The 22,491-nt window shown below is 70.5% G+C and carries 17 protein-coding genes, 1 tRNA gene, 2 pseudogenes and 1 riboswitch; of the genes and pseudogenes, 17 read left to right on the top strand and 3 right to left on the bottom strand.

The features are described from left to right. Positions 1-82: 82 nt before the first annotated feature. Positions 83-568 (top strand): annotated as a pseudogene (locus tag QA802_RS17530) (HNH endonuclease family protein); the annotation flags it as partial. 68 nt (positions 569-636) lie between these two features. On the opposite strand, the gene QA802_RS17525 reads toward QA802_RS17530, so the two are convergent. Then, positions 637-1,035 carry a hypothetical protein gene (locus QA802_RS17525; RefSeq protein ID WP_334523433.1) on the bottom strand — a complete coding sequence of 133 codons (399 nt, stop codon included), beginning with the start codon at positions 1,033-1,035 and terminating at the stop codon, positions 637-639. A gap of 276 nt (positions 1,036-1,311) precedes the next feature. Here QA802_RS17525 and QA802_RS17520 point away from each other — a divergent pair, with 276 nt between their 5' ends. From QA802_RS17520 to QA802_RS17460, 13 genes and pseudogenes are all read left to right on the top strand, one after another. Next, on the top strand, positions 1,312-2,142 hold the full coding sequence (locus QA802_RS17520) for a glycoside hydrolase domain-containing protein (RefSeq protein ID WP_319166884.1): 831 nt from the start codon (positions 1,312-1,314) through the stop codon (positions 2,140-2,142). 201 nt (positions 2,143-2,343) lie between these two features. Next, positions 2,344-2,991 (top strand): SurA N-terminal domain-containing protein, encoded by a 648-nt coding sequence (locus QA802_RS17515; RefSeq protein WP_319166886.1) that lies wholly within the window; start codon positions 2,344-2,346, stop codon positions 2,989-2,991. Between the two features lie 79 nt (positions 2,992-3,070). Next, on the top strand, positions 3,071-4,168 hold the full coding sequence (locus tag QA802_RS17510; RefSeq protein WP_334523428.1) for a nucleoside triphosphate pyrophosphohydrolase: 1,098 nt from the start codon (positions 3,071-3,073) through the stop codon (positions 4,166-4,168). A gap of 94 nt (positions 4,169-4,262) precedes the next feature. Continuing rightward, positions 4,263-5,561: a cytochrome P450 family protein gene (locus tag QA802_RS17505; RefSeq protein WP_319166950.1), complete on the top strand. Its 1,299-nt coding sequence runs from the start codon at positions 4,263-4,265 to the stop codon at positions 5,559-5,561. A 227-nt stretch (positions 5,562-5,788) separates the two neighbouring features. Then, positions 5,789-6,874: a LysM peptidoglycan-binding domain-containing protein gene (locus QA802_RS17500; protein WP_334523425.1), complete on the top strand. Its 1,086-nt coding sequence runs from the start codon at positions 5,789-5,791 to the stop codon at positions 6,872-6,874. A 205-nt stretch (positions 6,875-7,079) separates the two neighbouring features. Continuing rightward, a riboswitch (cyclic di-AMP (ydaO/yuaA leader) is annotated at positions 7,080-7,262 on the top strand. Positions 7,263-7,265: 3 nt separating this feature from the next. After that, positions 7,266-7,979, top strand: coding sequence for a transglycosylase family protein (locus QA802_RS17495; protein ID WP_319166893.1), 714 nt, complete (start codon positions 7,266-7,268; stop codon positions 7,977-7,979). A gap of 422 nt (positions 7,980-8,401) precedes the next feature. After that, the gene (eno, locus tag QA802_RS17490; RefSeq protein ID WP_057578620.1) at positions 8,402-9,697 is read left to right on the top strand and encodes a phosphopyruvate hydratase; all 1,296 of its coding nucleotides are present in this window, start codon (positions 8,402-8,404) and stop codon (positions 9,695-9,697) included. Positions 9,698-9,837: 140 nt separating this feature from the next. Next, on the top strand, positions 9,838-10,314 hold the full coding sequence (locus QA802_RS17485; protein WP_334523421.1) for an FtsB family cell division protein: 477 nt from the start codon (positions 9,838-9,840) through the stop codon (positions 10,312-10,314). A gap of 161 nt (positions 10,315-10,475) precedes the next feature. Then, positions 10,476-11,015, top strand: coding sequence for a DUF501 domain-containing protein (locus tag QA802_RS17480; RefSeq protein ID WP_334523418.1), 540 nt, complete (start codon positions 10,476-10,478; stop codon positions 11,013-11,015). After that, the gene (locus QA802_RS17475; RefSeq protein WP_334523415.1) at positions 11,012-11,953 is read left to right on the top strand and encodes a Ppx/GppA phosphatase family protein; all 942 of its coding nucleotides are present in this window, start codon (positions 11,012-11,014) and stop codon (positions 11,951-11,953) included. Before QA802_RS17480 ends, QA802_RS17475 begins: the two co-directional genes overlap by 4 nt. 463 nt (positions 11,954-12,416) lie before the next feature. Beyond that, positions 12,417-13,811, top strand: a complete 1,395-nt coding sequence (locus QA802_RS17470; protein ID WP_334523412.1) for an NAD(P)/FAD-dependent oxidoreductase — start codon at positions 12,417-12,419, stop codon at positions 13,809-13,811. Positions 13,812-13,927: 116 nt separating this feature from the next. After that, positions 13,928-14,281: pseudogene (locus QA802_RS17465) on the top strand (Uma2 family endonuclease); the annotation flags it as partial. Between the two features lie 188 nt (positions 14,282-14,469). Next, positions 14,470-15,759 carry a class I SAM-dependent methyltransferase gene (locus tag QA802_RS17460; protein ID WP_334523409.1) on the top strand — a complete coding sequence of 430 codons (1,290 nt, stop codon included), beginning with the start codon at positions 14,470-14,472 and terminating at the stop codon, positions 15,757-15,759. Positions 15,760-15,822: 63 nt separating this feature from the next. On the opposite strand, the gene QA802_RS17455 is transcribed toward QA802_RS17460, so the two are convergent. After that, positions 15,823-18,351: an ABC transporter permease gene (locus tag QA802_RS17455; protein ID WP_334523406.1), complete on the bottom strand. Its 2,529-nt coding sequence runs from the start codon at positions 18,349-18,351 to the stop codon at positions 15,823-15,825. Between the two features lie 82 nt (positions 18,352-18,433). Then, positions 18,434-19,204 carry an ABC transporter ATP-binding protein gene (locus tag QA802_RS17450; RefSeq protein WP_319166904.1) on the bottom strand — a complete coding sequence of 257 codons (771 nt, stop codon included), beginning with the start codon at positions 19,202-19,204 and terminating at the stop codon, positions 18,434-18,436. A gap of 528 nt (positions 19,205-19,732) precedes the next feature. On the opposite strand from QA802_RS17450, the gene QA802_RS17445 reads away from it, so the two are divergent. From QA802_RS17445 to QA802_RS17435, 3 genes are all read left to right on the top strand, one after another. Beyond that, positions 19,733-19,816 (top strand) — tRNA-Leu (locus QA802_RS17445). 292 nt (positions 19,817-20,108) lie between these two features. Continuing rightward, on the top strand, positions 20,109-21,284 hold the full coding sequence (locus tag QA802_RS17440; protein WP_334523402.1) for a 4-hydroxybenzoate 3-monooxygenase: 1,176 nt from the start codon (positions 20,109-20,111) through the stop codon (positions 21,282-21,284). 212 nt (positions 21,285-21,496) lie between these two features. Further along, positions 21,497-22,390 (top strand): Bax inhibitor-1/YccA family protein, encoded by an 894-nt coding sequence (locus tag QA802_RS17435; RefSeq protein ID WP_306951772.1) that lies wholly within the window; start codon positions 21,497-21,499, stop codon positions 22,388-22,390. Positions 22,391-22,491: the final 101 nt, after the last annotated feature.

Below are 22,491 nucleotides of genomic sequence, written 5' to 3'. Positions count from 1 at the left end.
GGTGTGACTGATAACGGCAAGGGACAGGGATCGGTTACGGCTGTGCCTCATGTGCATCGCGTTGAGGAGAGAGATAGAGATAACCCGCGACGACATCCTCAAGCGGGACCTGGACAAGGTTGAGTTCACCGGCGGCGTCTGCAAGGTGTCCTCCGGGGTGCTGGAATCGGATCCGTACTCGGGGAAGGCCGTGACCTACCGGCGGGGCAGCAGCAAGGTCGACATCGACCATGTCGTCGCCCTTTCCGACGCCTGGCAGAAGGGCGCCAAGTACTGGGACGCCGCCAAGCGGATAGCGCTTGCCAACGACCCGCTCAACCTCCTGGCCGTTGACGCGAGCACCAACCGTTCCAAGGGGGACGGTGACGCGGCGACGTGGCTGCCGCCCAACAAGGCCTACCGCTGCACGTACGTCGCGGCGCAGGTCGCGGTGAAGCGGAAGTACGAGCTGTGGGTCACCGGGGCGGAGAAGTCCGCGATGGAGAAGGTGTTGGCGGCCTGCCCCGGGCAGCGACTGCCCGGCGGGGGCAACCCGACCAAGGCCCCGGGCCGTTTCCACGCGGGGTGAGCGCACCCGAGGGCGACGGCTGACGGGGCACGGCCACTGCGTTCCGGGTGAGCCGTACCGGCTGGCGGCTAGCGGCCGTACGGGTAGCCCTGTTGGTACGGGTTGGGGCCGGGGTGGCCCGGTCCGTAGGCCAGGGCCGTTCTGGGGGTCTTCTTGTCGAACATCGCGAACAGCAGCATCCCGGTCGCCATCATCACGGTGATCAGGAACATGCCGCCGAAGTACGTGTTCGAGCCGTCGTCGTCGGTGGCCGCCGTGCTCCAGATGATCGCCACCTCGTACAGCGCGAACGAGCCGAAGGCCAGCCAGTCCGAGGACAGCCCGCGGCGGATCCCCACGTAGAGGAACGGCACCCACGCCAGGAAACCCAGCGAGAGCCACACCAGCAGCACCCAGGCGAACCGCTCGAACCAGCCGCCCTCCAGCCGTCTCACCGTGCCGGTCACGGTCGTCGTCGGCATCGTCATGTCGCCCCCCAAGGTCACCAGGGAGCAAGGGTAGGACATGGGAGGCCCGCATCAGGCCGCCGCTTCTTTACCGTGACGTAAGTGAATCTTGTGGCGCTGCGGACGCCCCCTTTCCCGTTCGCGGGGGCGCCACGGGTTACGGTGCGATCCGCCTCCGGTGCCCAGGGCGTCGAGCCGACGCCGTATCGTCGTACCGGTCAAGGGGAGACGCACGTACGACGGGGCCGTGACACCGAGGCCGTCGTACGCACAGACGAACGATGGGGTGGGGATCGCATGGCCGAGCACCGGCAGTCCAGGAAGCGCAGATACATCACGTGGGGCGTGGCCGGCGCCGCCGTCCTCGCGGGCGCCGGGATAGCGGCGCAGACCTCGATGGCGGCCACCGTCTGGCCGGCACAGAAGACGTACACCGGGCGCGCCTTCGACGCCTGCACCGCGCCCTCGCTGGCCGCGATGAAGGCCTGGAAGAAGGACGGCTACTACGGCGGCGCCGCCGTCTACATCGGGGGCAAGAACCGCGGTTGCGCGCAGCCCAACCTGACCGCGTCCTGGGTGAAGTCGGTCAACACGCTGGGCTGGAAGCTCATCCCGCTCTACGTCGGCGCGCAGCCGCCGTGCCAGACAGGCTCCAGCCCCGAGAAGATCACCGCCTCCACGGCCACCTCCCTCGGCGCCAAGGACGCGGCGGACGCCGTCGCCAAGGCCTCCGCGCTCGGCATGAAGGCCGGCAGCCCGGTCTACCTCGACATGGAGGCGTACGACATCACGAACAAGTCGTGCAACGACTCCGTGCTGGCGTACGTCCGCTCCTTCAGCAAGACGCTGCGTGCCAAGACGTACCGGGCCGGCTACTACGGGTTCAGCAGCTCCAGCGCCAAGGCGATCGCCACCGCGACGAACAAGACGGACCTGCCGGGCAACCTCTGGTACGCCCTGTGGGACAAGAAGGACACCACGACCACGGACTGGCCGTGGGGCGCCACCCAGTTCACCGGCCACAGCCGCGGCCACCAGTACATGGTCAACAGCAAGGAGACCCGCGGCGGTTACACGATCACCGTGGACCGGGACTCCTGGGACGCGCCGGTCGCCCTGGTCGGCTGACACCGTCCCGGGGCGGTTGCCGGCGCGCCGGACCCGTCCGGCCGACCGCTCGCACCGACGAGCGGGTGGCCGGCGGGCGCGGCGGTGCGGGAAGTCCTGGCGAATCGTTGGTCGAATGGGTTGGCCGCAGCCGCGCCACTGCCTACCATCGATCACCGCAAGACCTTGTGCACCGCCGCACAATCTCCTCGGGAGGCTTCCTTGCACCGCCGTCGTCGCACCGCGCTCCTGCTGTCCGCCGTGATCGCGGCGGCCCCTCTCCTCACCGCCTGCGGCAACGACGCGCATCCGGGCGCGGCGGCCGTCGTGGGCGGTCAGCGGATCACCGTCGCGCAGCTGGAGAGCCGGGTGGACGAGGTGCGCTCCGCGCAGCGTGCGGCCGTCACCGACGACACCCAGTACGCGCAGGTCATCAGCCAGACCGGCGCGCTGACCCGGGACACCCTGCACGGCATGGTCCTCGACCAGGTGCTGCACCGCGCCGCCGAGGACGCGGGCATCACCGTCACCCCTCGTGAGGTCCAGGACATGCGGACCGGCCTGGAACAGCAGGCGGGCGGTGCGAAGGGCCTGGAGACGGCGTGGCTGCAGCAGTACGGCATCCCGCCGCAGCGCCTCGACGAGAACCTCCGCCTCCAGCTGGAGGCCCAGAAACTCGCCGCCCAGCTCGGCACGAACACCAGCCAGCCCGCCTTCTGGAACGCCCTGTCCAAGGCGTCCAAGGCCCTCGGCGTCGACCTCAACCCGCGCTACGGCAGCTGGGACGCGCAGAAGGTGGCCCGCGTCGACGCGAAGACCCCGTGGGTGCGGGAGGTCACGGCGTCCGGGACCAAGCAGCAGACGACATGATCGTGTGATGGTGTGACCGGTGGGCCTGCCCTGTGGACAACTCCTGGGGCTGTCGACGGGCGTGGGTTACGTTCGGGGTGTGAACGCAAACAGCTCCGTCGATGCCCACGCCGCAGTCACCGCCCCGGGACGCGTCGTCCTGCTCACCACCAGCCACCGCGTCGCCCCCGGCCTGCTGTCCTGGCCCGCCTGGCAGGCCCTGCGCGCGGCGGACCGGGTGCTGTGCGCGGACGGCGCGCACCCGCAGCTGCCCTATCTGCGGGACGCGGGCATAGCCGTCGAGGAGACCTCCCCGACCGCCGAGGAGCTCGTCGCCGTCTGCGCCGGCGGCCGCACCGCGGTGGTGGTGGCGACCGGCGAGGGCGAACCGGCCCTCACGGACGGCCTGGCCCGGCTGGCGGGCTCCGGCCGGGTGTCGATGCCGGAGCTGGAACTCCTCCCCGCCTCCTACGACCTGCCCGGCGCCCGGCTGCTCGACCTCGTCCAGGTCATGGACCGCATCCGCGACGAGTGCCCGTGGTCCTCGCAGCAGACCCACCAGGGCCTGGCGAAGTACGCGATGGAGGAGGCGTACGAGCTGGTCGAGGCGATCGAGGACGGCGACCGCGACGAACTCCGCGAGGAACTGGGCGACGTCCTGCTCCAGGTGGTGTTCCACGCCCGCATCGCCGAGGAGGACGAGGAGTCCCCCTTCTCGGTCGACGACGTCGCGGGCACCATCGTCGCCAAACTCGTCCACCGCCACCCCCATGTCTTCGGCGACGCCACCGCCACCACACCGGAGGAGGTCAAGGAGCACTGGCTGCGCACGAAGGCGGTCGAGAAGCGCCGGGCGTCGGTGACCGACGGCGTTCCGCTGCACCAGCCCTCGCTGGCTCTCGCGGCGAAGCTGACCGCGCGGGCCCGGACGGCGGGGCTGGACGTACCGCTGCCGGCCGTCGAGGGCGTCGGCTACGAGCTGCTCGCCCTCGCCGCCCGGGCCGAGTCGGAGGGCGTCGACCCGGAGGCGGCGCTGCGGGCGGCGGCCCGCGCCTATCGGGACGCGATCCGGGTCACCGAAGGGACCCTCGACGGTCTCTCCTCAACTCCGCCCTCATCTCCGCCCGCGTCTCCGTCCTCGTCCTCCCCTTCGTCTCCGGCCCCGCCCCCGGCCCAGGCCCCGTCCTCGGGCGAGTGAGCGTGACCGTGCACCTCGAGAAGCCCGTTACGGTCGGGGAGTGAGCGACCCGATCCACCACATCGACCCGAACGCGGCGAGCGACCCGACCCGCCTGTCCCGGCAGCCCCCGGCAGCCGCTCCGCCCGCACCCGAGCTCTTCACCTGGGAGTTCGCCACCGATCCCTACCCGGCCTACGCCTGGCTGCGGGAGCACGCCCCGGTGCACCGGACCGAGTTGCCGAGCGGGGTCGAGGCCTGGCTGGTCACCCGGTACGCCGATGCCAAGCAGGCCCTCGCCGACCAGCGGCTGTCCAAGAATCCGGCGCATCACGACGAACCCGCCCACGCCAAGGGCCGGACCGGTATCCCCGGCGAGCGCAAGGCCGAGCTGATGACGCATCTGCTCAACATCGACCCGCCGGACCACACCCGGCTGCGGCGGCTCGTGAGCAAGGCCTTCACCCCGCGCCGCGTCGCCGAGTTCGCGCCGCGCGTGCAGGAGCTGACGGACCGGCTGATCGACCGGTTCGCCGCCGAGGGCCGGGCCGACCTCATCCACGACTTCGCCTTCCCCCTCCCCATCTACGCCATCTGCGACCTGCTCGGCGTCCCCGAGGAGGACCAGGACGACTTCCGCGACTGGGCGGGGATGATGATCCGGCACGGCGGAGGCCCCCGCGGCGGCGTCGCCCGGTCGGTGAAGAAGATGCGCGGCTACCTGCTGGAGCTCATCCACCGCAAGCGCGCGGAGCTGCCCGCGGAACCGGCCCCCGGCGAGGACCTCATCTCCGGTCTCATCCGCGCCTCCGACCACGGCGAGCACCTCACGGAGAACGAGGCCGCCGCGATGGCCTTCATCCTGCTGTTCGCCGGCTTCGAGACGACCGTGAACCTCATCGGGAACGGCATGTACGCCCTCCTCACCCATCCCGCCCAGCGCGAGGCTCTTCAGCGCTCCCTCACCGAGGACGGCGGCGACCGCTCCCTGCTCGCCACCGGCGTCGAGGAACTGCTCCGCTACGACGGTCCCGTCGAGCTCGCCACCTGGCGGTTCGCGACCGAGCCGGTCCGCATCGGCGGTCAGGACATCGCACCCGGCGATCCCGTCCTGGTCGTGCTGGCCGCCGCCGACCGCGACCCGGCCCGCTTCACGGACCCCGACACCCTCGACCTCTCCCGCAGTGACAATCAGCACCTCGGCTACGGCCACGGCATCCACTACTGTCTGGGCGCCCCGCTGGCCCGGCTGGAGGGACAGACCGCGCTGGCCACGCTGCTCACCCGGCTTCCCGACCTCCGACCGGCGGTGGACCCGGCCGAGTTGAGATGGCGCGGCGGCCTCATCATGCGCGGCCTGCGCACGCTCCCGGTCGAGTTCGCCCCGGAGCCCGCCGCACGCTCCGGCGCCTGACGCTCCCGTCCGGACCGGAACGGCAGGGGCGGGTCTGACCGGGTGCCAGCCCGGATTGTGACCATGTGGCGAAGCGAACGTGACCGATCCTCAAGTCTGTGATCTTCACGTGATCTGCGCGGCATTAACTTGTGACAAGTGATCGTCTGCCGATACGTTCACTCGTCAGCGCGACGCGTCAGCTCACTCGCCCGCGCCGGCACTGCTGTCCAGAGAAAGGCCCTCGCATGCTCTCCGGGAACGGCCGTCACCGTCGCCCCCGCCAGGCCCCCGCGCTGCTCGTCGCGGCCGGGGTGACCGGCTCCGCCATCGCCATCCCGCTGCTCGCCGCCTCCGGCGCGAGCGCTGCGGACGGCACGGTGTGGGACAAGGTGGCGCAGTGCGAGACCGGGGGCTCGTGGAGTGCCGACGACGGCGGCGACGGCGAGTCCGGCGGCCTGAGCCTCACCCAGCAGGACTGGAACACCTACGGCGGACTCGACTACGCGGCGAGCCCCGACCTGGCCAGCCGCAACCAGCAGATCGCCGTGGCGCAGAAGGTGCTCGCCGCCAAGGGCATCGGCGCGTGGGGCACGTGCGGGCTGACCTCCGGGCTCACCAAGGAGAACGGCGCGCTGACCGTGGACACCGGCGTGGCGGGCGATTCGTCAGGAACGTCTGGCTCCTCTGGTTTGTCTGATCTGTCCAGGGGCTTGTCGGGCTCTTCGGGTTCCTCGGGGTCCTCGGGTCCGTCGGGTTCGTCGGGCTCTTCGGATTCCGGCAACGACTCGACCGGTTCCAGCGGTTCCAGCGGTTCCAGCGGTTCGACCGGATCATCGGGCTCGTCCGAGTCGTCCGACTCGTCCGGTGATTCTCCGAGTTCATCCTCACCGTCGCCTTCATCTCCTTCATCCCCATCTGTCGTCACGGGTGACTCCGACGGCACCGGCGGCCAGGGCGACCCTCAGGCCGGCGGCGGCTCACCCGCGGACACCCCGGAAGCGGGCGACTCGGACAAGTCGGGCCAGGAGGTGGGTTCCTGGAGCCTCGTCGACACCGGCTCCCTCGGCTCCGGCCGCCATCGCGGCGCCACGGCCGACGAGCCCGCGGCCAAGAGCGCCGACCCCTCGACGGGCGGCACGTCCACCGCCTCGGCGGGCCGGCATGCCGCCGCCACCTATGTGGTCCAGGAGGGAGACTCTCTCGCCTCCATCGCCGACTCCCTTGGCCTCCACGGCGGATGGCGCGCCCTGTATGCCGAGAACAAGGACGTCATCGGCGCCGACCCGAGCGACATCCTGCCCGGTCAGACCCTCGACACAGGGGCCCAATAGGGCGCAAAGCCCAAGAAGGACAGCGGGAGTTCACGACATGCTTCGCGCCGAATGTCCGATTTGGCGAAAGTGTGGGATGAGTCTCAGAAGCCCTGATCGTCTTTGAAATTCCGTGGATCGCGTGTCTACGGTCGTGACCGCTCGGCAATCCGAGCCCCGGCCGCCGCAACGCCGAATCCTGCCAGCGGCTCCCCGGGAACAGTCGTCGCGTCAAGCGCCGTAGGCAGGAGCGGGGGACCCAAGGTAAGTGCCGCGCCGGGAAGTCGCCGGAGCGGCTCGGGGTGAAGTCACCCCTCCCACGGAGCGCAGTCTCCGGCGGAGGAGTGGCCGGGCAACTCACACGGCCCGAACCCGACAGCTCACCTCGCAGGCGTCGGTGAGGGGATCCACCATGCTGTTTTCCGGTAAGGGCAAGCACCGTCGTCCGTCCAAGGCCAGCCGCGCCGCCGCCATGGCCGGCGTGACCGGTGTCGCCATCGCCGCCCCGCTGATCGCGACCGGCAACGCCTCCGCCGCCACCGCCTCCGAGTGGGACGCGGTCGCCCAGTGCGAGTCCGGCGGCAACTGGTCCATCAACACCGGCAACGGCTACTACGGCGGCCTGCAGTTCTCGTCCTCCACCTGGGCCGCGTACGGCGGCACGCAGTACGCCTCGCAGGCCAACCAGGCCTCCAAGGCCCAGCAGATAGCCATCGGCGAGAAGGTCCTCGCGGGCCAGGGCAAGGGCGCCTGGCCGGTCTGCGGCAAGGGCCTGTCCGGTGCCTCCTACGACGGCGCCGGCGCCGGCTCCTCGAACTCCGGCTCCTCCAACTCCTCAGGCTCGTCGGACAGCGGCAGCAGCACCCGCTCGACCGAGCAGAAGAGCAGTTCCCGCTCCACCGACCGTCCGGCGGCCGCCAAGAAGTCCAAGACGGTCACCACCCCGACCGGCAAGAAGGTCAAGAAGGGCGACGGCGAGTACAAGGTCGTCAAGGGCGACAGCCTCAGCTCCATCGCCGAGAAGCACAAGGTCGAGGGCGGCTGGCAGAAGCTGTTCCAGCTGAACAAGGACATCGTCCAGGACGCCGACCTCATCTACCCGGGTCAGCAGCTCCACCTGAAGTGACAGCCGGCCGCGGACGAAGCCATCGTGCCCGCCTGGTGAAGGCCGGCGCCTGAGGACCTGGTGAGGGTCCCCCCTCGTCTCTTCGTCTCTCGTCCCCCTGGCCCACGGCCACCCTGATCCCCCGTCCCGGTGCGTGTTCCCCCGTACGCACCGGGACGGGGTTTTCTCTTGCGCCCTTCCGGCCCGCCGCCCGCCGCCGCCCGCGGCCCTTTCGTGCGCTCCGGCTGCGACCCTTCCGGAGTGCGCGGTGTTTTCTGGCCTTTTCGGCCGCTTTCCCTTGCTGCTTTGTTCCGAGCGGGAACAATGTGTACGGTCAGTCCGTCCACGGGACGGTCGGTCGGTGGCCGACGCTCCGGAGACGGTTAGGCTCTAGGCGCAAGGCCACGCGCCGCGCACTTTCAGCGTCACATCCCATGAAGGAGATGCTCGTGCCGTCCATCGACGTCGTCGTAGCCCGGGAAATCCTGGACTCCCGAGGCAACCCCACGGTCGAGGTCGAGGTCGGCCTCGACGACGGCAGCACGGGTCGTGCCGCCGTCCCGTCCGGCGCCTCCACGGGCGCCTTCGAGGCCATCGAGCTGCGCGACGGTGACCCGAACCGCTACCAGGGCAAGGGCGTCGAGAAGGCCGTCCTGGCCGTGATCGAGCAGATCGGCCCGGAGCTCGTCGGCTACGACGCCACCGAGCAGCGCCTGATCGACCAGGCGATGTTCGACCTGGACGCCACCGACAACAAGGGCTCCCTCGGCGCCAACGCGATCCTCGGCGTCTCGCTCGCCGTCGCCCACGCCGCCTCCGAGGCGAGCGACCTGCCGCTCTTCCGCTACCTGGGCGGCCCGAACGCGCACCTGCTGCCCGTTCCGATGATGAACATCCTGAACGGCGGCTCGCACGCCGATTCCAACGTGGACATCCAGGAGTTCATGATCGCCCCGATCGGCGCGGAGTCCTTCTCCGAGGCGCTGCGCTGGGGCGCCGAGGTCTACCACACCCTCAAGAAGGTGCTGAAGACCAAGGGCCTGTCCACCGGCCTCGGCGACGAGGGCGGCTTCGCCCCGAACCTGGAGTCCAACCGCGCCGCGCTCGACCTCATCATCGAGGCCATCCAGCAGGCCGGTTACGTCCCCGGCGAGCAGATCGCGCTCGCGCTCGACGTCGCCGCGTCCGAGTTCTACAAGGACGGCAAGTACGAGTTCGAGGGCAAGTCCCGCTCGGCCGCCGAGATGACCGAGTACTACGAGGAGCTCGTCTCCGCGTACCCGCTCGTCTCCATCGAGGACCCGCTGTACGAGGACGACTGGGCCGGCTGGAAGGTCATCACCGACAAGCTGGGCGACAAGGTCCAGATCGTCGGCGACGACCTCTTCGTCACCAACCCGGAGCGCCTGGCCCGCGGCATCGAGGAGGGCTCCGCCAACGCCCTGCTCGTCAAGGTCAACCAGATCGGCTCGCTGACCGAGACCCTGGACGCCGTCGAGATGGCCCAGCGCAACGGCTTCAAGTGCATGATGTCCCACCGCTCCGGCGAGACCGAGGACGTCACCATCGCCGACCTCGCCGTCGCGGTGAACTGCGGCCAGATCAAGACCGGCGCCCCGGCCCGCTCGGACCGCGTCGCCAAGTACAACCAGTTGCTGCGCATCGAGGAGATCCTCGACGACGCCGCGGTGTACGCCGGCCGCTCCGCCTTCCCGCGGTTCCGCTCCGCGAACCACTGAGCGCGGCTCGGCGAACCGCTGAGCACAGCAACGGCTGACCCCACCCGGGGTAAGGCTTAGCCAGTCGCACGAACGTCCCCGTACTCGGTCCCGTACCGTGTGCGGGGACGTACGCACGTGGGAGACGGGAGGCGCAGCACATGGCCGTGAAGGACCGGGACCGTTTCTCCACCGCGACCAGGATCAAGCTGCTCGGCGAGCAGACCGCGGCCCGCGTCTACCGTTCGCAGACCAAGCGCCAGGCCCGCCGCTCCCGCCTCACCGGCCGCGCGGCCCTGCTGGCGCTCGTCCTGTGCACGCTGATCGTGGCCCTGGCCTACCCGATGCGCCAGTACGTCTCCCAGCGCGCCGAGATCGCCGAGCTGGAGCGCGAGAAGCAGCAGGCCGGCGAACGCGTCGAGCAGCTGCGCGACCTCAAGGCGCGCTGGCAGGACGACGCGTACGCCGAGCAGCAGATCCGGTTGCGGCTGCACTACGTGCTGCCGGGGGAGACCGGCTACATCGTCGTCGACCCGGACGCCGCCAGGCAGTCGCGCGCCGACCTCGGGGCGGCCGACCGCCCCTGGTACTCCAATGTCTGGGACGGGGTCGACAAGTCCGACGCCTCCGACCACTGACCGGTCGCCCGGCCGTTCCGTCGACCGGCCGCTCCGGTCGACCGACCGATGGACCGACCGACTGGCTGACTGACTGACCGGTGGCCCGCTCGATCGACCGGATCGCCCGAGTGACCGGTCGCGCCCGCCCGCCCGACCGACTGACCGATGGAAAGACAGGTATGCAGACGCCCCCGCCGACCACTCCGCGCACCGAGCCCACCGACGCGGACGTCGAGGCCTTCAAGCAGCAGCTCGGACGCCCGCCGCGCGGCCTGCGCGCGATCGCGCACCGCTGCCCGTGCGGCCATCCGGACGTCGTCGAGACGGCCCCGCGGCTGCCCGACGGCACCCCCTTCCCGACGCTGTACTACCTGACGTGCCCGAAGGCCAACTCGGCGATCGGCACGCTGGAGGCGAACGGCGTGATGAAGGAGATGACGGAGCGGCTGCAGTCCGACCCCGGGCTCGCCGCCGCCTACCGGGCCGCGCACGAGGACTACGTCCGGCGCCGGGACGAGATCGAGGAGCTGAGGAACTTCCCCAGCGCGGGCGGCATGCCGGACCGGGTGAAGTGTCTGCACGTTCTGGTGGCTCACTCGCTGGCCGCGGGCCCGGGCGTGAACCCGCTCGGCGACGAGGCGCTGGAGATGCTCCCCGAGTGGTGGCGCAAGGGCGCCTGCGTGACCCTTCCCCAGCCGGTCGAGGGGGAGGCCCCGTGACGCGGGTCGCCGCCGTCGACTGCGGCACGAACTCCATCCGGCTGCTCGTCGCCGACGCGGACCCGGAGACCGGCGAACTCGTCGACCTGGACCGCCGGATGACGATCGTCCGGCTCGGCCAGGGCGTCGACCGCACCGGCCGGCTCGCGCCCGAGGCGCTGGAGCGGACGTTCGCCGCCTGCCGGGAGTACGCGGCCGCCATCAAGGAACTCGGCGCGCAGCGGCTGCGGTTCGTCGCCACGTCCGCCTCCCGGGACGCCGAGAACCGGGAGGAGTTCGTGCGCGGGGTGCTGGACATCCTGGGCGTCGAGCCGGAGGTCATCACCGGCGACCAGGAGGCCGAGTTCTCGTTCACCGGCGCCACGAAGGAGCTCACCGGCCGCGACGACCTGGCCCGGCCCTACCTGGTCGTGGACATCGGCGGCGGCTCGACGGAGTTCGTCGTCGGCGACGACCGGGTGCGCGCGGCCCGCTCGGTCGACGTCGGCTGCGTGCGGATGACCGAGCGGCACCTGGTCGTGGACGGGAAGGTCACCGACCCGCCGTCCGAGGAGCAGATCGCGGCGATGCGCGCCGACATCGAGGCCGCCCTGGACCTCGCCGAGCGGACGGTCCCGCTGCGCGAGGCGCGCACCCTCGTCGGCCTGGCCGGGTCGGTCACCACGGTCTCGGCGATCGCCCAGCAACTGCCGGAGTACGACTCGGCGGCCATCCACCACTCGCGCGTCTCGCACGACGAGGTCCGGGCGATCACCGGGCGGCTGCTGCGCTCGACGCACGCCGAGCGGGCGGCGATCGGCGCGATGCACCCCGGCCGGGTGGACGTGATCGGGGCGGGCGCCCTGGTACTGCTGGCGATCATGGAGCGGACCGGCGCACAGGAGGTCGTCGTGAGCGAACACGACATCCTCGACGGCATCGCGTGGTCGGTCGCGTAGTCCTCGGCCGGGCCGCTCCGCGCACTCTGCTGAGCAGGCAGGATGCGCGGATGAGCGGTCCTGGGGGCCCTTCGGGGCCCCTTCGGTGCGTCCGCGCGACAGCCCGCCGGGAAAGTTCGTGAAGTTCTTCACAAGGAATTCGGCCCTGTCGGAGGACGATCGTGTCCCGGTTGACCCTTCCGCGGGCCCAACCCTCGTGTGAACGTGTTCAAAAGCGACGGACGGGGGCGTCTCGCGGGTCTCTCACGAGGGCCTCGCGAGGCCTGTCGCGGGACGCTCACAGAGGCCTTCCGGAGCCGGAGAGGCAGCTCACGCGGCATTGACAACGCCATGCCCTGCACGCGGGTTCCCGCTCTCCGTCATGATGTGGATCACGTGGGCCGCGGAGGATAGCACACACCCCCGACAAGCTTGTGAAGGGGCTCACGAGCGACCCCCCTGAACCGGGTGGATACTCGATGGCATGAGCACCACGGAGCGTCCCAGGATCCTCGTAGTAGGCGGTGGGTACGTAGGCCTGTACGCAGCTCGGCGCATTCTCAAGAAGATGCGCTACGGCGAGGCGACCGTCACGGTCGTCGACCCCCGGTCGTACATGACCTACCAGCCCTTCCTCCCCGAAACCGCCGCCGGCAACATCTCCCCGCGCCACGTCGTCGTCCCGCTGCGACGCGTGCTGCCGAAGGCGGAGGTCCTCACCGGCCGGGTCACCACCATCGACCAGGACCGCAAGGTCGCCACGATCGCCCCGCTCGTGGGCGAGGCGTACGAGCTGCCCTTCGACTACCTGGTGATCGCGCTCGGCGCGGTCTCCCGCACCTTCCCGATCCCCGGCCTCGCCGAGCAGGGCATCGGCATGAAGGGCGTCGAGGAGGCCATCGGCCTGCGCAACCACGTCCTGGAGCAGCTGGACAAGGCCGACTCCACGACCGACGAGGAGATCCGCCGCAAGGCGCTCACCTTCGTCTTCATCGGCGGCGGCTTCGCCGGCGCCGAGACCATCGGTGAGGTCGAGGACCTGGCCCGCGACGCGGCCAAGTACTACAAGACCGTGTCCCGCGAGGACATGCGCTTCATCCTCGTCGACGCCGCGGACAAGATCCTCCCCGAGGTCGGCCCGAAGCTCGGCCAGTACGGCAAGGCCCACCTGGAGAGCCGCGGCGTGGAGATCTACCTCTCCACCTCCATGGACTCCTGCGTCGACGGCCACGTCGTGCTGAAGAACGGACTCGAGGTCGACTCCCACACGATCGTGTGGACGGCCGGCGTCAAGCCCAACCCGGTCCTCGCCCGCTACGGCCTCCCGCTGGGCCCGCGTGGTCACGTCGACACCGCCCCCAGCCTCCAGGTCCAGGGCACCGACTACATCTGGGCCGCGGGCGACAACGCCCAGGTTCCCGACGTCGCCGCCCGCAAGGCCGGCGTGGAGAACGCCTGGTGCCCGCCGAACGCGCAGCACGCGCTGCGTCAGGCCAAGGTTCTCGGCGACAACGTGATCTCCGGTATGCGGGGCTTCCCGCAGAAGGACTACGAGCACTCCAACAAGGGTGCGGTGGCGGGCCTCGGCCTCCACAAGGGCGTCGCGATGATCGTCATGGGCAAGGTGAAGATCAAGCTCAAGGGCCGTCTCGCCTGGTACATGCACCGCGGCTACCACGGCATGGCGATGCCGACCTGGAACCGCAAGATCCGCGTCTTCGCCGACTGGACCCTCGGCATGTTCCTCAAGCGCGAGGTCGTGGCGCTGGGCGCGCTGGAGTCCCCGCGCGAGGAGTTCTACGAGGCCGCCAAGCCGGCCCCGGTCGCCGCGAAGCCGGCCGCCGTCAAGACCGAGAACGAGAAGGCCAACGCTTCCTGACCTCAGGTCACCCGACCTCGGGCCTGCGGGCCCACGGTCACTGAACACCCCCGAAGGGGCCGTCCGCCATCCGTGGTGCGGACGGCCCCTTCGGCGTCCCGCGGCCGGGGCGCGGCCGTCGCAACGGCCCGGAACCGGACATCAGCGTCGTGCGCGCAGAGGCCGCCACCGGCCTGGACCGGACCCGCTTCCAGGCAGCCGACGTCCTGCCGGCCGTCGAGGTGGTCTCCCCGGACTCCGAGGCCCGCGGCCGCGACACCAAGCCCCACAAGTACGCAGCCGCAGGCATCCCGAACTTCTGGCTGGTCGAGCTGGCCGAGGCGAACCAGCAGCCCTTGGTCCGCACCTTCGAGCTCGACCCGGTGACCAGGACCTACGGATTCACCGGCACCCACCGCGACCTGCTCGACGTGGACGTGCCCTACGGCATCGACATCGACATCACGCCCGAAGCCCTCGACGCGCTCTGACGCGTCCGTCCCCGTTTCCGGTCTCCGCCGACGGCACCGGCGTGCGGCGTGTGCCGTGTGGCGTCCGGCGTGTGTCGTGTGCAGGTATTTTGCCCAGCCGTGACGGCGTCGCGGGACTGGACACCGCACCCCTTCGTGTTTACGTGGTGACAGGACATTCCGGGATCACCGTCACGGAGGTGTGCATCATGGCTGACGCCGCGCAGCGGCTCCATGGACTCGTCGAACAGCTGCTGGGCGCCCCGTTCCCGCTGCGCGTCCGCGCCTGGGACGGTTCGCAGGCGGGCCCGCCCGGCGCCCCCGTCCTCGTCGCACACCGCCGCAGAGCCCTGCGCCGTCTCCTCTTCAAACCCGGCGAACTGGGTCTCGCCCGCGCCTGGGTGGCCGGCGACGTGGACATCGAGGGCGACCTGTACACCGCCGTCGACCTGCTCTCCGGTCTCGTCTGGGAGCGCGGCGACGACGCCCGCACCCTCTCCCAGGCCCTGCGCGACCCCGACTTCCGTGCCGCCGTCCGCGGGCTGCTGAAGCTCGCCGGCCCCCCGCTGCCGCCCGCCCCGCCCCGCGAGGAGGTCCGCAGAGCCCGGCACCTGCACACCCGGCGCACCGACCGACGCGCCGTCAGCCACCACTACGACGTCGGCAACGACTTCTACGCACTCGTCCTCGGTCCGTCCATGGTGTACTCCTGCGCCTACTGGGAGACCCCGGACGGCACTCTCGAGGACGCCCAGCGCGACAAGCTCGAACTCGTCTGCCGCAAACTCGCCCTGACACCCGGTCAGCGGCTGCTGGACGTCGGCTGCGGCTGGGGCTCGATGGCGATCCACGCGGCCCGCGAGCACGGCGCGCACGTCGTCGGGATCACCCTCTCCCGGGAGCAGGCGGCCTACGCCCGCAAGCGGGTCGCCGACGCCGGCCTCACCGACCGGGTCGAGATCCGCGTCCAGGACTACCGGGACGTCGCCGACGGCCCGTTCGACGCCGTCTCCTCCATCGGCATGGCCGAACACGTCGGCTCCGACAAGTACCTCGCGTACGCGCGCGACCTGCACGCACTGCTGCGGCCGGGCGGCCGGCTCCTCAACCACCAGATCGCCCGCCGCCCGCAACGCGACGAGAGGGCCTACGACGTGGACGCCTTCATCGACGCCTACGTCTTCCCGGACGGCGAACTCGCCCCCCTCGGCACCACCGTCGCCCACCTCGAACGAGCCGGCTTCGAGGTCCGCGACGTCGAGTCGATCCGTGAGCACTACGCCCTCACCCTGCGCCGCTGGGTGACCCGGCTGGAGGACGGCTGGGAGCGGGCCGTCCACCTCGCCGGGCCCGCCCGCGCCCGCGTCTGGCGGCTGTACATGGCCGCCTCCGCGGTCGGCTTCGAACGCAACCGCCTCGGCGTCAACCAGGTCCTGGCCGTCCGGACCCCCGACTCCGGGCACTGTGGGCTGCCGCTGCGCGCCCGCACCTGGAACTGACCGACAACACGACAGAAGGGCCCGGCGTCGTGAGGACGACACCGGGCCCGACCGCTTCCGCCGCTACTCGGACTTGATCGCCGTCAGCATGTTCAGGCGGGACGCCCGCCGGGCCGGCCAGAGCGCCGCCAGGATGCCCACCGCCGCCGCGAGCACCAGGAAGACCGCCATCCGGCCCCAGGGCACGACGAGTTCGTAGGTGGGCATCTTCGTGCCGAGCAGTTCGCCCGCAGCCCAGCCGAAGAACACGCCGAGGCCGATGCCGAGCACCCCGCCGAAGAGCGAGATCACCAGCGACTCCAGCCGGACCATCCGCTTCACCGACCGCCGGTCCAGGCCGATCGCCCGCAGCATGCCGATCTCCTGCGAGCGCTCGAAGACGGACATCGCGAGGGTGTTGACGACGCCGAGCACCGCGACGATCACGGCCATCGCGAGCAGCCCGTAGAGCATGTTCAGCAGCAGCGTGAACATCTTCGCGATCTCGTCGGAGAGGTCCTGCTTGCTCTGCACCTTGATGGCCGGGTTGGAGCCGAGGGCCTTCTCCAGCCGGTCCTTCGTGCCGTCCGAGACGCCGTCGGACGTCTTGACCATGACCTGCATGTCGGACGGGTCCTCGACGTGCGGGGTCAGCGCCGAGTTGTCGAGGAGGATGCCCCGGATCAGCTCGTTGCTCTCGTACACCCCGGCGACCGTCAGCCGCTGGCTCTTGCCGTCCTCGTAGTGCACCGTGAACGCCGAACCGGCCTTCCAGCCGTTGTACTTCGCGGTGCCCGCGTCGACGACGACCTGCGAGCCGCCCACCGTGAAGGCGCCGTTGGCCATCGGGAGGTCGGTGAGCTCGCCGAAGGCGGGACCGTTGACGCCGGTGAGGTACTCGGTCTCGCCGTTGATGCGGCCGGGCGCGTTGCGCATCGGGCTGGTGGCGGTCACCCCGTCGGCGGTCTTCAGCTTCGCGTCGACGTCCGGGGAGAGTTGGTTGCCGTTGGCCATCGACACGACGTAGTCCGCCTTGATCGAGGCGGACGCCATCTTGTCGATGGACTTCTGCAGGCTGCCCGCCATCACCGTCATGCCGGTGATCAGGGTCAGGCCGATCATCAGCGCGGAGGCGGTGGCCGCCGTGCGGCGCGGGTTGCGCACCGAGTTCTGCCGGGCCAGCTTCCCGGACACCCCGAAGATCCGCAGGGCCGGCGCGGAGGCCGCGATCAGCGGGCGGGACAGCAGCGGGGTGAGGATGAAGACACCGATGATCAGCAGCACCGCGCCGAGGCCCATCGGAGCCTGGCCGGCGGAGCCGTCCATCGTCGTCGCGGCGAGGACGACGGCCACGCCCGCCGCCGAGAACAGCGCGCCCAGCGTGTTGCGCAGCACCAGCGACCTGGTGGTCGCGGCGGCGTGCACACTGCTCATCGCGGCGACCGGCGGGATCTTCGCGGCCCGGCGGCCGGGCAGCCAGGCCGCCACCATGGTGATGACGACGCCGACGGCCATGGCGGTGGCGACCGTGCCGGGGGTGACGACGAGCGGCCCGTCGGGGACGGTCGCCCCCAGCGTCCCCAGCAGCGAGCGCAGTCCGGCGCCGATGCCGATGCCGGCGACCAGCCCGGTCACGCCGGCGACCGTGCCGACCACGAACGCCTCGATCAGCACGGACCGGGTGACCTGCCGGCGGGAGGCGCCGACGGCCCGCATCAGCGCGAGCTCCTTGGTGCGCTGGGCGACCAGCATCGTGAAGGTGTTGGCGATGATGAAGGTGCCGACGAACAGCGCGATGCCGGCGAAGACCAGCAGCCCCTGCTTCAGCCCGCTCATCGACGCGGAGATCGCCTCGGCCTGGGAGTCGGCCAGTTGACGGCCGGTGGTGGTCTCGACCCGGTCCTTGGGCAGGGCGGCGTCCAGCGCCGACTTCAGCGCGCTCTGCGAGGTCCCGGCGGCCGCCTTGACGTCGATCTCGTCGTACGTGCCCGGCTTGCCGAAGAGGGTCTGCGCGGTCGCCGTGTCGAACAGGGCGAGGCTGCCGCCGGCGGCGACGTTGCCGTCGTCGGTGGTGAAGACGCCGACGATCGTCGGAGAGAGGACGGGGCCGTCCACGGAGATCCGCACCGTGTCGCCGACCTCGTACCCGGCCCGCTCGGCGGTCCGCCAGTCGATCAGGACCTCGCTGCGGCCGCTCGGGGCGTGCCCGGATTCGAGCGGGTACCGGGCGTCCTTCTCGCCCCAGTAGTTGCCGCCCTGCGACTGGAAGCCGCCGCCGACGAGCTTGCCGTCCTTGTCGGCGATCGCGGTGAAGCCGGTGACCACGCCGGTCGCGGACGCGGCGCCCGGGGCCTTCGCGCTCTGCTCCAGCAAGGCCTGGGTCAGATCGGGCGTCTTGACGATGCGGTCGCCGACGTCGGGCTGCGACTCCGCGGTGACGGCGACGTCGACCTGGTCGAAGCCCTTGGCGGAGCTGTTCTGGAGGGCGTTGGACAAGGTGTTGGTGAAGACCAGGGTCCCCGACACGAAGGCCACGCCGAGCATCACGGCGAGCACGGTCATCAGGAGCCGGGCCTTGTGCGCGAGCACGTTGCGCAAGGCGGTACGGAACATGGGTGTCGTCTTCTCAGTCCTGCTCGTCGGCGAGCGGTCGGTCCCGGTCCGGGTATCAGCTGGTGCCGGCCCCGGACCGGGATCAGCTGGTGCGGCCCTTGGCGTCGAAGCGCTTCATGCGGTCGAGCACCGACTCGGCGGTCGGGCCGTGCACCTCGTCGACGATCCGTCCGTCCGCGAGGAAGACGACCCGGTCCGCGTAGGCCGCGGCCACCGGGTCGTGGGTCACCATCACCACGGTCTGCCCCAGCTCCCGCACGGAGTTGCGCAGGAAGCCCAGCACCTCGGCGCCCGAGCGCGAGTCGAGGTTGCCGGTCGGCTCGTCGCCGAAGATGATGTCCGGCCGGGAGGCCAGGGCGCGGGCGACGGCGACCCGCTGCTGCTGACCGCCGGAGAGCTGCGAGGGCCGGTGGCCGAGCCGGTCGGCGAGGCCGACCATGGCGATGACCTTTTCCAGCCACTCCTTTTCCGGCTTTCGGCCCGCGATGTCCATCGGGAGCGTGATGTTCTCGCTGGCCGTCAGCGTCGGCAGCAGGTTGAACGCCTGGAAGATGAACCCGATCTTGTCCCTGCGGAGCTTGGTGAGCTGCTTGTCCTTCAGCGACCCGAGCTCGGTGTCGCCGATGCGGACGGAGCCGGAGGAGAAGGTGTCGAGACCGGCCACACAGTGCATCAGGGTGGACTTGCCGGAGCCGGAGGGCCCCATGATCGCGGTGAACTCGGCCTGCCGGAAGTCGACCGACACCCGGTCCAGGGCGACCACCTGGGTCTCGCCCTGCCCGTAGATCTTCGACAGGTCCGTGGCGCGCGCGGCCACGGCGGTGGTCCGTTCGGCGAGGGGGCTGGTGGTCACGGGAAACGGGCTCCTGACGGGAGGGTGGGGTGTGCCAAGGGGACGTGCACCATCGTCCCGCCCGTCCGCCGCCGTGTAGTCAGCCGCTGTTCCGGTTCTGAGGGCAGACTCGGGACGGACCAGAGGCCGCGATGTCATACCTGGGGATGACCCCGGATCCGGAAGGGCGGCCTCCGGTGACGGCTTCGGGGGCGACCCCAAGGGGCGGTCTCGAGCGATCCCGGGAGCGGCTTCGCCCGGTCTCGGAGACGGTCGGAGAGGCGCTGTCACCAGGCCGACTTGGGGGACATTTCGCCTCGACGGTTCGTCAAGAACCGGTGGAGCAACCTTGTCCGGGCGGTGAAATTCCGTCATTCCGTATGCGCAGGCGGTTTCCGCGCGTCAGGCTACTGGCAAGTGCGGATGGCCGATTCCGTGTGCTGATGCACCCTCAGGCGTCAATAAAATAAGACAACATGAGGTCTGCTCGTCCGCTGTTCGGGGGACGGATCCCGATAGGGTCGGAAGCTCCAGCGGAGCCTTGGGCCTGCCCAGATGGTGGAATGCAGACACGGCGAGCTTAAACCTCGCTGCCCCTACGTGGGCGTGCCGGTTCAAGTCCGGCTCTGGGCACTTCCGCGGTCACCGTGGGTGACGCGCGGGAACGCTTGGTTGCGAAGGGGTCGCCGGCCGTCGCCGGTCGACCCCTGACGCGCGTTGCGTACCCGACGTGTGCCGTGACCACTGACCGTTGACACCCGCGGAGCGGGAGCGCAGACTCGACTCGGATCACATGGTGAAGAAATTTTCACTGTGCGAACAGTGCTCGGCGGCTCCTCGCGGGCTCTCGCGGGTCCACGCCGTCCTCCTCACACCTCCTCACACCTCGTCCCGTCCTCGTCCCGTCCTTGAAGGGAAACGCCCGATGCGCACGACTGTCGGCATCGTCGGCGCCGGCCCCGCCGGCCTCCTCCTCGCCCGTCTGCTGCACAACGCCGGCGTCGACTCGGTCGTGCTGGAGAGCCGTGACCGCGCCTATGTGGAGCAGCGGCAGCGCGCCGGGATCCTGGAACAGGGCACGGTGGACGTGCTGCGCGCGGCGGGCGCCGGGGAGCGCATGGACCGCGAGGGCCTGCGGCACGACGGTATAGAACTGCGATTCGACCGCCGACGTCATCGCGTCGACTTCCCCGCGCTGACCGGCGGCCGGTCGGTGACCGTCTACGCCCAGACCGAGGTGTGCAAGGACCTCATCGCCCTCCAGCTGAAGGAGGGCGGACCGCTGCTGTTCGAGGCGGAGGCCCTGGCCGTGGAGGACGCCGACACCGACCGCCCCCGCGTCCGCTTCCGGCACCAGGGCGTCGAGGGCGTCCTGGAGTGCGACTACGTCGTCGGCTGCGACGGCTTCTGGGGCGTCGCCCGCAAGGCCGTCCCGGCCGAACTGAGCCGCACCTTCGAACGGGCGTACCCGTTCGGCTGGCTCGGCGTCCTCGCCGACGTGCCGCCCTCCCACGACGAGCTGGTCTACGCCCGCCACGACCGCGGGTTCGCGCTGCTGTCCATGCGGTCCCCGTCCGTCTCCCGTCTCTACCTCCAGGTGCCCGAGGGCACGGACGCCGAGTCGTGGAGCGACGAGGAGATCTGGGACGAGCTGGAGCGGCGGTTCGCCACCGACGACGGCTGGCGGCTGGAGCGCGGTCCGATCACCCAGAAGTCGGTCACCCCGATGCGCTCCTACGTCCACGAGCCCATGCGGCACGGCCGGCTCTTCCTGGCCGGGGACGCGGCCCACATCGTGCCGCCCACCGGGGCGAAGGGGCTGAACCTGGCCGTGGGGGACGTCGTCACCTTCGCCCGGGCGCTGACCCATCTGCGGGAGACGGGATCGTCCGAGCTCCTGGACGCCTACTCCGCGACCTGTCTGCGGCGCGTGTGGCAGGCCGAGCGGTTCTCCTACGACATGACGACCCTGCTGCACCCCGCGCCGGACGCGGACCCCTTCGAGAGCCGTCTCCAGCTCGCCCGTCTCGAGCGGATCGCCTCCTCCCGGGCCGCCGAGACCGATCTGGCGGAGGGGTACACCGGGTTCTCGTTCGAATGACCGAACGCCGTGACGCGTCCGGTCTCCGCGAGATACCGGGCATGTCGCGGGTTGGTCATGATCGGAGCCCTTCCGTGCCGGGAATCACGACGCCACGTAGCGTGTTGCGCAGCATTACGAGGGAAAGATCCTCCCCAAGCACTAGGGTCAATCCTTTGCCTACCCATTACCCTTGAGCTCAAGGCCGCGCAGTGTGGCCATGGAGGAGTGCAATGAGGAGCAGAAACCCGGTCTTCTCGCGACGGGGGTTCAGCCGCGACAACGGCTACGCGGGCTTCAACGCCGCGCCGCAGGCCGGGGGACCCGCAGTCGGCACGCAGCAGGGCAACCCCTACGCCCAGCCGGCCGGCAACCCGTACGCGCAGAACCCGTACGCCCAGCAGGACCTGCAGCACGGCGCCCCGCCGCAGGCCCCGGCCGCCACCGGCCGGATGACGATGGACGACGTCGTCGCGCGCACCGCGACCACGCTCGGCACCGTGGTCGTCACGGCGATCCTGTCGTGGCTGCTGCTGCCCGTCGACGAGGCCAACATCGGCAAGTCGTACGGCATCGCCATCGGCGCCGGTCTGGTCGCGATGGTGCTCGCCCTGGTCCAGTCGTTCAAGCGGCGCCCGGCGCCCGCGCTGATCCTGTCGTACGCCGCTTTCGAGGGCGTCTTCCTCGGCGTGATCTCCAGCGCGGTCTCCACGTACATCGCGGACGGCGTCGTCGCCCAGGCGGTGCTCGGCACCATGGCGGTCTTCGCCGGCGTGCTCGTGGCGTACAAGGCGGGCTGGATCCGCGTCAACCGTCGCTTCTACGGCTTCGTGATGGCCGCCGCGATCGGCTTCGTCCTGCTGATGATGGTGAACCTGCTGTTCGCCGTCTTCGGCGGCGGTGACGGCCTCGGCTTCCGCAGCGGCGGCCTCGGCATCGTGTTCGGCATCATCGGCATCATCCTCGGCGCGTGCTTCCTCGCCCTGGACTTCAAGCAGGTCGAGGACGGCGTGGCCTACGGCGCCCCGCGCGAGGAGGCCTGGCTGGCCGCCTTCGGCCTCACGATGACGCTGGTCTGGATCTACATGGAGTTCCTGCGACTCCTGTCGATCCTCAACAGCGACTGAGCCGACAGCGGCTGACCGGCGGCGCGCGAGCGCCGGCGCACGAGAGTGAGAAGGGCCCCGGGATCACGATCCCGGGGCCCTTCTTCGTCTGTCGCGTGCGC

The organism is Streptomyces sp. B21-105 (assembly GCF_036898465.1).
Classification (GTDB): domain Bacteria; phylum Actinomycetota; class Actinomycetes; order Streptomycetales; family Streptomycetaceae; genus Streptomyces.
Note: the sequence above shows the minus strand (reverse complement) of the source record. Positions and strands in the feature narration are given on the sequence as shown.